The sequence below is a fragment of the Westiellopsis prolifica IICB1 genome, from assembly GCF_004323185.1.
Taxonomy (GTDB): domain Bacteria; phylum Cyanobacteriota; class Cyanobacteriia; order Cyanobacteriales; family Nostocaceae; genus Pelatocladus; species Pelatocladus prolificus_A.
This window is the reverse complement of sequence record NZ_NAPS01000003.1, coordinates 341,659-355,957: the sequence shown is the minus strand read 5'-3', so window position 1 is coordinate 355,957 and position 14,299 is coordinate 341,659. Positions and strand designations below refer to the sequence as shown.

Annotated in this window: 8 protein-coding genes and 1 pseudogene; 8 read left to right on the top strand and 1 reads right to left on the bottom strand. The window is 40.8% G+C overall.

Annotation, left to right across the window (positions count from 1 at the left end; translation table 11 throughout):
- The first annotated feature begins 43 nt into the window (after nt 1–43).
- The 8 genes from B4U84_RS26820 to B4U84_RS26785 all read left to right on the top strand — a co-directional run bounded on the left by B4U84_RS26820 (nt 44) and on the right by B4U84_RS26785 (nt 13,165).
- Entirely contained in the window at nt 44–973 is a 930-nt protein-coding gene (locus B4U84_RS26820; RefSeq protein ID WP_131121210.1) for a Cof-type HAD-IIB family hydrolase, read from the top strand.
- A complete protein-coding gene (locus tag B4U84_RS26815; RefSeq protein WP_131121209.1) occupies nt 973–1,893 on the top strand; it encodes a class I fructose-bisphosphate aldolase in 921 nt (306 codons plus the stop codon). Before B4U84_RS26820 ends, B4U84_RS26815 begins: the two co-directional genes overlap by 1 nt.
- Nucleotides 1,894–1,928: 35 nt before the next feature.
- A complete protein-coding gene (locus tag B4U84_RS26810) occupies nt 1,929–2,510 on the top strand; it encodes a flavodoxin domain-containing protein (RefSeq protein ID WP_017308689.1) in 582 nt (193 codons plus the stop codon).
- Between the two features lie 138 nt (nt 2,511–2,648).
- Nucleotides 2,649–3,416 (top strand): glucose 1-dehydrogenase, encoded by a 768-nt coding sequence (locus tag B4U84_RS26805; RefSeq protein WP_044450362.1) that lies wholly within the window; start codon nt 2,649–2,651, stop codon nt 3,414–3,416.
- A 261-nt stretch (nt 3,417–3,677) separates the two neighbouring features.
- Complete coding sequence (locus tag B4U84_RS26800; RefSeq protein WP_131121208.1) at nt 3,678–6,365, top strand: MGH1-like glycoside hydrolase domain-containing protein; 2,688 nt, start codon at nt 3,678–3,680, stop codon at nt 6,363–6,365.
- A 359-nt stretch (nt 6,366–6,724) separates the two neighbouring features.
- Nucleotides 6,725–7,915, top strand: a complete 1,191-nt coding sequence (locus B4U84_RS26795; RefSeq protein ID WP_131121207.1) for an MFS transporter — start codon at nt 6,725–6,727, stop codon at nt 7,913–7,915.
- A gap of 274 nt (nt 7,916–8,189) precedes the next feature.
- Nucleotides 8,190–8,534, top strand: a complete 345-nt coding sequence (locus B4U84_RS26790; protein ID WP_017308693.1) for a hypothetical protein — start codon at nt 8,190–8,192, stop codon at nt 8,532–8,534.
- A 1,049-nt stretch (nt 8,535–9,583) separates the two neighbouring features.
- On the top strand, nt 9,584–13,165 hold the full coding sequence (locus B4U84_RS26785) for a WD40 domain-containing protein (RefSeq protein WP_510650815.1): 3,582 nt from the start codon (nt 9,584–9,586) through the stop codon (nt 13,163–13,165).
- A 136-nt stretch (nt 13,166–13,301) separates the two neighbouring features.
- Here the strand turns inward: B4U84_RS26785 and B4U84_RS26780 are convergent.
- Nucleotides 13,302–14,088, bottom strand: a pseudogene (locus B4U84_RS26780) (transposase); the annotation flags it as partial.
- Nucleotides 14,089–14,299: the final 211 nt, after the last annotated feature.

Genomic DNA, 14,299 nt, shown 5'->3' with positions numbered 1-14,299 from the left:
TGTAGTCACATCAACAAATTTATCAGATGTAAAAAAATCATTCATGAGTACAAAAAATGACGATTTATGGCTAATAAGACCTAAAATTTCTCTGTTAGTTGCTGACGTAGACGGCACGCTGGTCACAAAGCAAAAAGTGCTTACCGAGGGTGCTCGAAGTGCGGTATCTAAGTTGCGTGTGGCGGATATCGTCTTTACAATCACAAGCGGACGTCCGCCCTTGGGTATGAAAACACTCATCGACGATCTGGTTTTGACAGCACCCATTGCTGCTTTCAATGGTGCAATTTTTCTGCGACCAGATTTCTCAATTATTGAGCAAAATCTTCTAAGTGCGCCGATCGCCAAGCGCGTTGTCGAGATTATTGATTCCCATGGTCTAGACGTTTGGATCTACAGCGATCGCGACTGGTTTGTGCGCGATCGCCACGCCCCCCATGTTGACCGCGAAGCATGGACGATCAAGTTCCCACCAACGGTAGTACCAAGATTTGATCATTTACTTGACAACGTAGCAAAGATTGTCGGTGTTAGCGACGATCTAGAGGCAGTAGCATGGTGTGAAGCTGAAACCCAGCAAAAATTTAGAGAGCAGGTGTGTTGTGAAACTGGTGCAAGTTCAGATGTTACAGAGCAAGTCTCTGCTGCTCGCTCGCAACCTTATTATTTGGACGTAACCCATCCACGTGCTAATAAAGGGTTTGTCATCGAGCGCCTTTCACAGATGCTGGCAATTCCCACTCAAGAGATTGCAACTATCGGGGATATGCCTAACGATGTGCCAATGTTCTCGAAAAGCGGTCTGAGCATTGCCATGGGCAATGCCAGTCTTGAAGTGCAGCGTGCTGCTAAATATGTGACGACCTCTAATGACGATGAAGGCTTCGCCAACGCAGTAGAACGTTATATCTTAAGCAGCCAGAGTTCAACTTACACGCCAAAAGAACTCTATCAGATGGGAGCAGAAACATAATGAACAAATCTGTGCAAGAAATCCTGAACTGGTATGGTAGTGATAATCCAGGAACCTTAACCAATCTGTCCCGACTGCTAAATCACGGCAAACTTGCGGGTACTGGCAAACTGGTTATTCTGCCTGTGGATCAAGGCTTTGAGCATGGACCAGCACGTAGTTTTGGCCCTAACCCACTTGCTTATGATCCTCACTATCACTTTAAGCTAGCGATCGAGGCTGGTTGTAATGCCTATGCTGCTCCCCTGGGTTTTTTGGAAGCAGGAGCGCGGGAGTTTGCTGGCGAGATTCCCCTGCTTCTCAAAGTCAACGACCATGATGTTCTGCTCGATGAGCAAGACCCTAAACAGGCTCTGACTGGCAGTGTGGCAGATGCACTACGCTTGGGGTGCGTCGGCATTGGCTTTACTATCTACCCTGGCTCAACACATCGAATGGAGATGTATCAACAAATCCGCGCCTACGCTGAAGAAGCCAAGCGCTGTGGTTTGGTAGTGGTGATTTGGGCTTACGCTCGTGGGTCTGGTTTGAGCAAAAATGGTGAAACTGCTATTGATGTCATTGGTTATTCTGCACAAATAGCTGCTCAACTCGGCGCACATATCATCAAAGTCAAATTACCGACTGCACATATCGAGCAAGAGGCAGCACGCAAAGTTTATGAAAAAGAGCAAATTCCGATTGGGACACTGACTGAGCGAGTGCGTCACGTAGTACAGTGTACTTTCAATGGCCGACGTATTGTCATCTTCTCTGGTGGTCCAACAGAAAGCGATCAAGTAATACTTGATGAAATCCGCTCTATTCACTATGGTGGTGGGTTTGGCTCGATTATCGGACGCAACTCCTTTCAACGCTCCAAGTCTGATGCGTTGCAGCTACTCAACGCCATCACAGAGATTTATAAAGAAGTTGCTTAATTTTTCACTTCTAAACAAAACTAAGGAGAAAAAAAATGACTAATGTATTAGTAGTATATGCAACAGATTACGGCAATACAAAGAAGATGGCTGAAGCGATCGCTTCAGGTGCCATGTCAGTTCCCGGAACTCAAGTCTCAATCAAATTAGCAGAAGAAGTCACAACAAATGATTTAACCGCCAGTGACGCACTTATTGTGGGAACACCTGTTCACATGGGAAGTCCAGATTGGCGGGTGAAAAAGTTTATTGATACAGTGTGCGGTCGAGTTTGGATGAAAGATAGCATGATTGGCAAAGTTGGAGCAATATTTGCTACCGGCGGAGGCTATGGAAATGCTGGAGGTGGCTGTGAACTTACCATGTTGGCTCTGCTAAATAACCTTGTTCAGATGGGGATGGTTATAGTACCTCTTCCGAAAAATACCCCAGGCTACCATTTAGCAGGACTACAGTGGGGACCTTATGGACGATCCGCTGGTGAGAAGATGGAGCAAACAGGTGTAACTGAAGAGAGACTCGAAGTAGCAAGATACCACGGAGCAAATGTATCTAGAATCGCTTCTGTTCTGAAAGGTCAGGATTTGTTTGCCAAGCCAATTCCAGTTTCAGTTTAAATTGAGAACAATGCAATAAGATGTGACTGCAATCAACAATGTAAAGCGTTAAAAGCAAAAAGAAGGTTATAGATTTACATAACCTTCTTTTGCTGAGTGTCTAAACAGACATCACCTTGTTTTAAAAGGAAAATAGAGATGAAGCTTGAAGGTAAAGTAGCTTTGGTAACTGGTAGCAGCCAAGGAATTGGTCAAGCTATTGCAGTGCGTCTTGCTGAAGAAGGCGCAAATATCGTGATTGACTACCGCAGCCATCGCGAAGGTGCTGAGGAAACCTTAACCAAAGTACAAGCCACAGGAAGCTCTGGCTTGATTATTAAGGCAGATTTAGGTGTAGTTAGCGAAATCCATGACTTGATTAAGTCGGGTATCCAACACTTCGGTAAGCTAGATATTTTAGTTAATAACGCTGGTATTGAAAAGAACGCTGATTTTTGGTCAGTATCAGAAGCAGATTATGATGCAGTGCTTGATGTCAACCTCAAAGGTGTATTTTTTGCAACTCAAGCCTTTGTCCAGCACTTGATTGAGACTAAACGGACTGGAAAAATTATTAACATCAGTTCAGTGCATGAAGAACTCCCGTTCCCACATTTTACTTCTTATTGTGCTAGCAAAGGTGGCGTCAAAATGATGACGCGTAACCTAGCAATTGAGTTGGGGCCTTTGGGAATCACGATCAACTCTGTTGCACCAGGAGCTATTGAAACCCCAATTAATACTAAGCTTTTAAATGACCCACAGAAGTTGAATGCCGTACTCAAGAACATCCCCTTGGGTCGCTTAGGTCAGCCACAAGATGTGGCTTCTGTAGTCGCTTTTCTAGCTTCTAATGATGCTGATTATGTGACAGGTGCAACTTTCTTTGTAGATGGTGGACTGCTTTGGAATTATCAGGAGCAGTAATCAGTTTTCATTCTCTTTAGTGCAGAAGTAGGTAAAATAAGAAATTAAGTAAGTTGCTACAAATAAACCTCCCAGATGATCTAAGTAAGTCGGCACAAATGTAGAGACGTGCTATCGCATGTCTCTACTGGTGAAAATGGTCATTTGTCATTGCTAAGTTTTTTAGGCATGTTTACTTTTTGTCACATAGTTATGTTTATTCCTGACGACTTACTTGAGTGTAGTCAATTCCAAAATCTAAAATCTAAAATCTAAAATCGAATGACTCAAGAAGAAGCAAGATTAGCAGCCCAACGCGATCGCACAGCATACTGGAAGCGGTGGGGTCCTTATTTAAGTGAACGTCAGTGGGGAACAGTCAGAGAAGATTACAGTGCGACTGGAGAAGCTTGGGACTACTTCACCCATGATCAAGCTCGCTCCCGTGCTTATCGATGGGGAGAAGATGGGATTGCTGGAATTTCGGATAATCATCAACGACTTTGTTTTGCGATCGCTCTTTGGAATGGTGAAGATACTATTCTTAAAGAGAGAATGTTTGGTTTGACTGGAACAGAAGGCAATCATGGGGAAGATGTCAAAGAATACTACTTCTATCTAGACAATACTCCCACGCACTCCTACATGAAATGTCTTTACAAATATCCCCAAGCTGCTTTTCCCTATAGCCAATTAATTAAAGAAAATCGTAACAGAAGTCGCAATGAACCAGAATTTGAATTGCTTGACACAGGTGTGTTTGCTGATGATCGCTACTTTGATATAATTGTAGAGTACGCAAAAAATTCACCTGAAGATATTTTAATTAAAGTTAGTATCACTAATAGAGGACCAGAAGCAAAAATACTGGATTTTTTGCCAACTCTCTGGTTTCGCAACACCTGGTCTTGGAAGCCCAATAAAGACAAGCTAGCAAAGCCTTTCTTAAAAGTTTTCAAATCTGACAATGACCTAAGCATTATAGAAGCTTCCCATCAAACGCTAGGAGACAGATGGCTGTACTGTGAGGGTACAACCCAATTGCTTTTCACAGAAAATGAAACTAATCATGAAAGATTATTTGGCGTAAGTAATGCTTCTCCCTACGTCAAAGATGGAATTAACGACTATGTAATACATGGTCAAAAAGAAGCCGTCAATCCCAATCTGATCGGTACTAAAACCTCAGCTTATTACAAATTGTCAATCGGTGCAGGCGAAACCAAAACAGTGCGATTGCGGTTGAGCGACATTTCTCCATCGCGTCCTTATGAAGAAGAAGGTGTAGAACCGTTCGGTAATGAGTTTGAGGAAATTTTTCAAAATCGGATCTCACAAGCAGATGAATTTTATCACCGCATCTGTCCCTTCCAATTATCTGAAGATATGCGGAGCGTGCAACGGCAAGCATTTGCTGGTATGTTATGGAGCAAGCAGTTTTATTACTACGTAGTTGAGGAATGGCTTAAGGGCGATCCAGAAAATCCGTTACCACCACTAGAACGCAAACGTGGCAGAAACCATGAGTGGATTCATCTATTTAACGATGATATTCTCTCTATGCCGGACAAATGGGAATATCCCTGGTTTGCAGCTTGGGATTTGGCATTTCATTTGCTTCCATTTGCAATGATTGACCCAGATTTTGCCAAGTACCAATTGGATATACTGACGCGGGAATGGTACATGCATCCTAATGGTCAAATTCCAGCGTATGAATGGGCTTTTGGCGATGTCAACCCACCTGTTCACGCTTGGGCTGCTATGCGTATTTATCAAATAGAGAGAAAAATATATGGTCGCACTGATAAAGAATTTTTGGAGCGTGTGTTTCAGAAGTTGCTGCTCAATTTTACTTGGTGGGTAAATAGAAAGGATGTAGAAGGAAAGAATGTTTTTCAGGGCGGCTTCTTGGGATTAGACAATATCGGTGTTTTTGACAGAAGTGCTGAACTTCCGACAGGCGGACACATTAATCAGGCAGATGGCACCAGTTGGATGGGGATGTATTGTCTGAATATGCTGACGATCGCTCTAGAATTAGCAAAAGATAATTCAATCTATGAAGATATCGCCAGCAAGTTTTTTGAACATTTCCTATATATTGCTGATGCTATCGACGGCATTGGCAAAGAAGAAATCGCTTTGTGGGATGAGGCTGATGGCTTTTACTACGATGCGCTGCATTTACCCAACGGTCATCATTGTCGCATGAAAGTACGCTCAGTAGTAGGGTTATCTCCACTTTTTGCTGTTACTACCTTGGAACCAGAAGATTTGCAGATGTTTCCAGGCTTTAAACGACGGATGGAATGGTTTATTCGCAATCGTCCTGATTTGAGCCGAAATGTTGCTTGTATGCAGACACCTGGTGTTGGTGCTAGAAGACTGCTAGCGATCGCTTATCAAGATAAACTCCGCCGTATACTGGAGAAAATGTTGGATGAGACGGAATTCTTAAGTCTCTATGGTATCCGCGCTGTTTCTAAATTTCATGCATCTCATCCTTACATCCTTGCAATAGATGGTCAAGAGTACCGGGTGGATTACGAGCCTGCTGAGTCTAGCACGAGTTTATTTGGTGGCAATTCTAACTGGCGTGGACCAATTTGGTTCCCTATAAATTATCTGATAATTGAGTCTCTGCAAAAGTTCCACCATTACTTGGGCGACGATTTCAAAGTCGAGTGTCCAACTGGTTCTGGTCAAATGATGACGTTATGGCAAGTAGCAGCTGAGTTATCTCAAAGGCTAATTCAGATTTTCTTACCAGAACCATCTGGTCGCCGACCTGTTTATGGTGGTACAGAAATATTCCAAACAAATTCTCATTGGCGCAGTCTGATTCTTTTTAATGAGTATTTTCATGGCGATAACGGTGCTGGAATTGGTGCTAGCCATCAAACCGGCTGGACGGGCTTAGTAGCCAAACTCATTCAGCAGCACGCAGAATATGGCGCAGATAAGTAAGTCCACACAAATGTACCAGAGGCTAAATTTTGCGTTTGGTACAAGTCGGGGTCGTCATTGGTCACACAATTTTGAATTTTGGATTACTCTACAAGAAGCCGCTTACGCGTCTATGGATTTTAGATTTTGGATTTTAGATTTTGGATTTTAGATTTTGAATCTTCAATTCCATTTTCTAAAATTTAAAATCTAAAATTTGGTCATTAGCAAGGCTTTTAGCCACACTTATCCCTGACGGCTTACTTATAAGTTGCTAAAAATGTCAGTAAGTTATCTCTTAACTTGAATAACTTTACTGGTCAAAACTCTCGAACTATATCATACTCTATAAACCTATATCATCCATCAGGACTTCAGATATGGTGAGACTGACAAAAACAATTCAGGAACAAACAAACTTGTTACCTGTAAAGCTCACTCTACTATTGATTAGTACGCTTACCGTGATGGCGGGAGCAACGATTGCTCCGTCTCTACCAGCAATGCGGGAATACTTTACAGCAGTTCCCAATGCAGACTACTTAGTCAGATTGGCACTGACTCTTCCAGCTTTGTTTATTGCTCTGGGTGCTCCTTTTGTTGGGATTGCAATTGACCGACTAGGACGTAAACCTTTACTTCTATTTGCATTAGTTCTTTACGGAATTGCAGGGAGTTCAGGATTTTTGCTTAGTAACCTGGAATCAATTTTGATCGGTCGAGCCTTCTTGGGTATTAGTGTTGCCGGAATTATGACAACAGCAACCACTTTAATTGCTGACTATTACAGTGGACCTGCACGAGCACAATTCCTGGGTTTACAAGCAGGATTCATGGGTTTGGGAGGAGTTTTATTCCTATCTGTGGGTGGCTTTCTAGCTGATGAAAATTGGCGATCGCCATTTTTGATTTACTTGATGGCGCTAGTTTTTATACCTTTCACAGCCGTTTTTATACCAGAACCAGAACGGAACGATTCCAAAGCAGCAACCAATGCTACCAACACACCACAGCAATTTCCCATGAATCTTGTGGTGCTTACCTACGGTATTGCTTTAATCACACAGATAGTCTTCTACCTCATTCCCACCCAGTTACCGTTTTATTTGAAGCAAATTGTTAATGCAAGCCCTTCCCAAAGTGGTTTGGCGATCGCTGTATCAACTTTATTTTCAGCAATTAGCTCTATCATGTATCGCCAATTCAAGGCTCGTTTAGGGTTTAATGCTATCTACGGTATTGCTTTTGCTAATATTGCCCTTGGTTATGCATTGATTAGCTGGGCGATTAACTATACTGTAGTACTGATAGGGTTAGCGATCGCGGGTCTAGGATTAGGGCTACTCATGCCTAATATGAATCTTTGCCTAACTTCTGTAACTCCTGACGCTTTTCGAGGCAGAGTTCTCAGTGGTATTACTACGTTTTTCTTTTTAGGACAATTTTTGTCACCTCTGCTGAGTCAACCTCTCAGTTATTTCGTAGGTCTTGGTGCAACCTATGGTTTAGCTGCCGGATTAATGCTAATTTTAACCGGAGCCGTGTTAGTTCTATTTTGGCGCTGGCGTTAATATCGAATATGCCGCAATTTATATTCCTTAGGTAACAATTATTCTTTTTCAAGATTATCAATAGCAATTGGATAAGCAGTATTTTTATTTTAGCCCTCTTGTCATTCCATTACGACAAGGGCTTTGATGTTGTAAATTAGTTGTAAATGCTTATCAGTTACCGTTGTAAATACGTACAATAAGCATTTAAAAGCTCTCCTGTTTTGTCAGACTTGCATTCTACGCTGCTTTGCTTGTGTATATATCAACTTTTTAAAAGAAAGTCTGTGAAGTTGTGAATAATAAAAATAATAAGGAACTTTCTGTTGTTAAAGGAGCCATTCCAAAAACTCTCAAGCTTCAGTTTAAAGTTCTTTGCGTACAAAAAGAATTACAAATGAGTACCGTACTGGAAGATTTGATCAGACAATGGATACAAGCAGGTGCGCCTGTTCCTGAATTTTATGATGATTTGCTTGACGAAGAATCAGAGGATGTTAAGGGATATATTCCGAAATCCCTAAAGCTTAGGTTTAAGATTCTTTGCACACACAAACGGCTCAAAATACGCTTTGTTTTGTATGCACTCATCCAGGAATGGGTAGAGACAGTCTTACAACAATCTAGATGTAGAATTTAAATGATTTTTGGAAAAGCATAAATGTTTAATATCATAAGCATTTTATTTTTGATCAATAAGTAATATTGTCTCAATAATTTTGCCGACATCGAGTTAGAAAACACTATTTCTAAGTTAAAGATTTTCTTTTAGAGAAGCTGCGCTAATTGTGTTGTCTTCATAAGCCCGTCTTAGTAATAAAATATTCAACCTTTGCGTTACTTCTAAAAAACGCAGCACTCACCAATTTTTGGATTAAACACAATACTCTATAAATAATCCCCAGAAACTTGGTCTGGGAGCATTAAAGATTGACTTTGAGTTACATTAGTTACATTACAAATTCAGTAACTAACTCTTTAAAATTGGGTCAAGTCCGTGAGCTAAATTATATTTAGCTGACACAACTGCACAATTCTTGTTAACATCATAACTTATCTATATTTTTATGATTCATGCAGTCATAAACATAGTTATCATTAATAAATCACGATTTACAAATATGTTTGCCAACTACACAGTACTGTTTTATTACTTTGTTGATTTTGAATCTATCAATGATTGTATTTTCTACTCTCCCAATAATTACTTATACCATTATTTTTGCATCAGATAAATAGATAATATTGCGGAATTAAAATGATTAATATAGCTATTTTTGCTACACTTATTGAATGAGTATACAGTGTTTTTCCTCTTAACTTGGTAAAATCGATACAAAATTATTAAGCTTCTTTTACAACAAAATCGAGTACCTCGGTGACTAGAGACTTTTTATGTTACAATGATACCATAATATTTTGCAAAATATTGATACTTAATTAAAAAGCATAGCAAATTCATTTATATATAGGAAAATACTCAGAGTTCTCTGGTGATAGTACCAGACGTGCCATGGCATGTCTCTACAATTGTTGCTGACTTACTTGTGTCCTATTTGGTGTTGCTTCAAATACAAACTAACTTTTGAGATTTTAGAATTACTCCTTAGATGTATTGAAAACTAAGGATTATAAGTTTTACTTATGATATTTGCAGTAGTGAAAATTACATCTAAAAAGTAGGTAATTGTGATCAAACAACCAAAGCAGAAACGTAAACGCGGTCTTATCCTGACTCCAGAGGGATTACAAAAGCTCCAATGTGCCAAGCTTGCGTCTGAGTCAAACGATAATTTCGGAAATAGGTACACCCTTGAAGACTTAAGTGAACGGATTGGAATAAACACTGCTACAATTTCCAAAGTTCTAGGTCGAGAAGGAGGGGTTGATAAACGAACACTTGAGCTTTTTTTCCAGGCTTTCAACATAGAACTTGATAAAACTTGCTATACAAATTCAGATCCATCCCAGCGCCAAGATTGGGGAGAAGCAGTTTGTGTATCAGCTTTCTATGGACGTACAGAAGAAATTGCTACCTTAGAGCAATTAGTACTTGAAGAAAACTGTCGATTAGTGGCAGTATTGGGAATGGGAGGCATTGGTAAAACTGCCTTATCTGTAAAATTTGCAGAAAAGATTAAAGATCACTTCGAGTATATCATTTGGCGATCGCTCCGAGAAGCTCCACCTACAAACGCTATTCTGGCTAACTTGATCGGGTTTTTATCCGACGGTCAAGAAACGGAAGCCTATTTACCAGAAACTGTAGGCGACAAAATATCGCGGTTGATTGATTATCTACGTCAGCAGCGCTGTTTGCTGATACTAGATAATATGGAGTCGGTTTTGTGCAGTGGTCGTCGAGCTGGAATTTATCGAGAAGGATACGAGGGGTATGGGGAGCTGCTTAAACGGGTGGGAGAAACAGCTCATCAAAGCTGCTTGATGGTGACAAGTAGAGAGAAACCTAAAGATATCGTCTCATTAGAAGGAGAAGCATTACCAGTCCGCTCATTCGTAGTCAGAGGTTTACAATCGGTAGATGGCGAAGAAATTTTTAAAGTCAAAGGAATATCTGCTTCTGAGTTAGAATTCAAAAAACTCATCGAACGTTATGCAGGTAATGTTTTAGCTTTGAAAGTAGTAGCTACATCTATTAAAGATTTATTTGATGGTAATGTTACAGAATTTTTGCAACAAGAAGCAGCCGTTTTTGGTGACATTAACGATCTTTTAGAGCAGCAATTTGAGCGTTTATCAAATTTAGAAATAGATATCATGTATTGGCTGGCAATTAATCGTGAGCCAGTTTCGCGCTCAGAATTGCAAGCAGATATTGTTTCGTCAATCCCGTCAAAAAAATTACTAGAAGCACTCGAATCTTTAGCACGACGATCTCTCATCGAAAAAGCCATACCTACAATTGCTGAAAAAAGTACACCTCTATTTACGCTACAACCTGTAGTTATGGAGTATGTAACTAATCGATTGATAGATCAGGTTTGTGAAGAAATAGAAACTGGGAATATCGATCTTTTCAGATGCCATGCTTTAATGAAGGCGACAGCGAAAGACTACGTCATGGAAAGTCAAATTCGCCTGATTGTCAAACCACTAATTAACGCCCTGACCACAGTTTTTAGAAGTGAAAAAAACCTCATAAATCAATTAACTCAAATTATAGAAAGACAGCGAAAAGAATCTCCACTAGAACCAGCATATACGGCTGGGAATATTCTCAATTTGCTTCGTCAACTACAAGTAGATTTAACCGGCTATGATTTTTCTAATTTGAGTGTTTGGCAAGCGGATTTGCGGAATGTGAAATTACACGATGTGAATTTCCAAAATGCTAATTTAGCTAAGTCTGTTTTTGCTGAAACCTTCGGTGGTGTGATATCGGTAGCCTTTAGCCCTGATGGTAAACTTTTGGCTTTGGGTGATACGAATGGTGAGATTCGCTTGTACCAAGTTTCGGATTGGAAACAAGTCCTCGTCTTTAAAGGTCATAGTAATTGGGTAACATCAGTAGCCTTTAGTCCTGATCGGGAAACTCTTGCTAGCGGGAGTATTGACTGTACTCTGAAGCTATGGCATATCAGTACAGGTCAATGTCTGCAAGACTTGCAAGGACATAATGATGAGGTTTGGTCAGTTACTTTTAGTCCTGACGGACAAATGCTAGCAAGTAGCAGTGATGACCAGACAATAAAGTTATGGAGTGTTTGTACTGGTCAATGTTTCAAAACGTTTCAAAAACACACAAGCTGGGTATGTTCAGTTGCTTTTAGTGCAGATGGGCAAACGCTTTTTAGTGGCAGTGATGACCATACAGTCGGGGTTTGGGATGTCAGTAGTGGTGAGTGCCTCAAAATTTTACGTGGACACCATGATGGGATACGGGCAATTACCGTCAGTCCTGACGGTCAAATGCTGGCGAGTGGCAGTGAAGACCAGACAATAAAGTTATGGAATGTCAGTACTGGTGAATGCTTTAAAACTTTGCAAGGACATTGCAGTGAAGTATACTCAATTACCTTCAATCCACAAGGTGATATTTTAGCCAGTGGCAGTTTTGACCAGACAGTGAGGCTATGGAGCATTAGCACTGGTGAATGTCTCAAAATATTCTATGGACATTTCAGTTGGGTATATTCGGTTGTCTTTAGTCCGCGAGGGGATCTAGTGGCTAGTGGCAGTTACGATCAGACGGTACGACTGTGGAGTGTTAGCACTGGTGAATGCCTCAAAACTCTCCAGGGGTATACTCATCAGGCGCTTTCAGTCGCCTTCAGTCTGGATGGGCAGACATTGGCAAGTGGCAGTCACGATTCTTCAGTGAGATTGTGGTATGTCGGCACAGGTCAATGTCTGAAAACGTTCCAAGGACATTGTGCTGCGATCCAGTCAGTAGCCTTTAGTCCTAATGGTCACACCTTAGCAAGTGGCAGTGAAGATCGAACAGTGAAGTTGTGGGATGTCAGTACGGGCCAAGCCTTGCAAACTTTCCAAGGACATCGTGCTGCGATTCGGTCAGTTGCCTTTAGTCCTGACGGTCAGATTCTAGCAAGTGGTAGTGAAGATCGAACTATTAGGTTATGGGATGTCAACACGGGTAAAGCTTTGAGAACTTGCCAAGGACATAGAAATCAGGTTTGGTCAGTTGCCTTTAGTTCTAAAGGGATGATGCTAGCAAGTAGCGCATTGGAAGAAACAATCAGGTTGTGGGATGTCAACACTGGTGAGTGCCTTAAGACCCTAGAGGGGCATACGAATTGGGTTTGGTCAATTGCTTTTAGTCCAGATGGTGATCTGTTAGCGAGTAGCAGTACAGATAGAACGTTAAGGTTATGGAGTATCAGCACTGGTGAATGTCTTAGACTTTTGCAGGTAGATACGGGGTGGTTACTCTCAGTTGCCTTTAGTCCAGACAACCAAATACTAGCGAGTAGTTGTCAAGATCATACAGTTCGATTGTGGGATGTTAGGACTGGTAAATGCTTCAAAGTCTTGGAAGGACATGAAGGGGGTTGGATCAGGTCAGTTACCTTTTGTCCGGATAATCAAACTTTGGCAAGCAGCGGTGAAGATGAGACAATTAGACTGTGGGATATTACAACAGGTAAATGCTTAAAAATTTTGAAAGCAGAGAAACCCTATGAGCGGATGAACATTATGGGAGTTATAGATTTAACTATGGCGACTATTGCGGATCTGAAAGTTTTGGGGGCAATTGTTGCAGAAAAACAGCCTTCGCAAGCAGCTATGTGAAACTGGTAAATGTTTCACTAACCTGAAGTTACCCCGTGTATTTGTACTAAAAAGGCTTGCCTGGGAAGGTTTTGAGTCGCTGTGATCACAATCAGATCCATTTCATTGGTGACAAGTTAAGGCTGTAAGTCTTTTGTCAAGAGGCTTTGAGAGAATTGTTGAAAAAAAACTGGTCAGACCCTCGTTGGAGATCAGGGAAAGGAGCGACAATTAACTTAACGTTTGGTTTTCGCTTCTGTTTGATAATACCTAAATCTCGATTTTGAGGGTCAGCAAAATACTCAACAGGGTCTGTGGACTGACCTTTTTGAGCAGCCATTGTAAAATGATAAAGACCGCGATAAATCATTTCTAATGAAATATCGTCAAAAGGGAGAGAAAGTTCATCGGCTACAGCATCACCTAAATCTACGCGCAACCGCATAAAATAGCCAAGTTGCCCAAATCTGTAACTTAATTCCATTAATTGAACCCGTCCATAAATAACTTAACCCCAAGAGTCTTTTTACTGTATTAAAAGCATCTTCAATGCGCCATCTTTGCCGATATAAATCTGCTACCACATAAGGAGGTAAAATCTGAGGTTCTAGGACACTAGTTAAATAAGAATGCCATGTTTTTCCTGACCGCACTTCAATCAAACGTAAAGTGATGAATGGAGTCTTTTTTGTGCCAGAACCCAGACATATCTTTCTATCCCTAAGTCCATAGCTATCTGTAAATACCTGTTCTACCTTGATTACTGCTCCTTTTTTTATTCTCGTAATAAAATCAACTTTTTTCTCAATTAATTGATGCCAAAAGTTAAAGTGATAAAACCCTCTATCTAATAAAAGTAAAGTTCTTGCTGTGACTAAATTTAGAATATTTTCTTCCAGTTTAGTGTCAGATGCCTTGGGATTTTCTTCAAACCAAATTGGGAGCATCCCAATTTTGCAAAGAGATGGGGAGAAGGGGAAAATATTCGCGATTGTTTCTCGCGAATAAAAGGGGGGACTGTACATCAGCACCCCTTCAAGAGACAATGACTTGTGTTCCATCCCTAGWAGAAAGGCCAATGACCCCAGAAGAGAAAAAAGAATTAGATGCACACGTAAAAGCCATCGCCAAAATCCTGTATAAAAACACGCCACC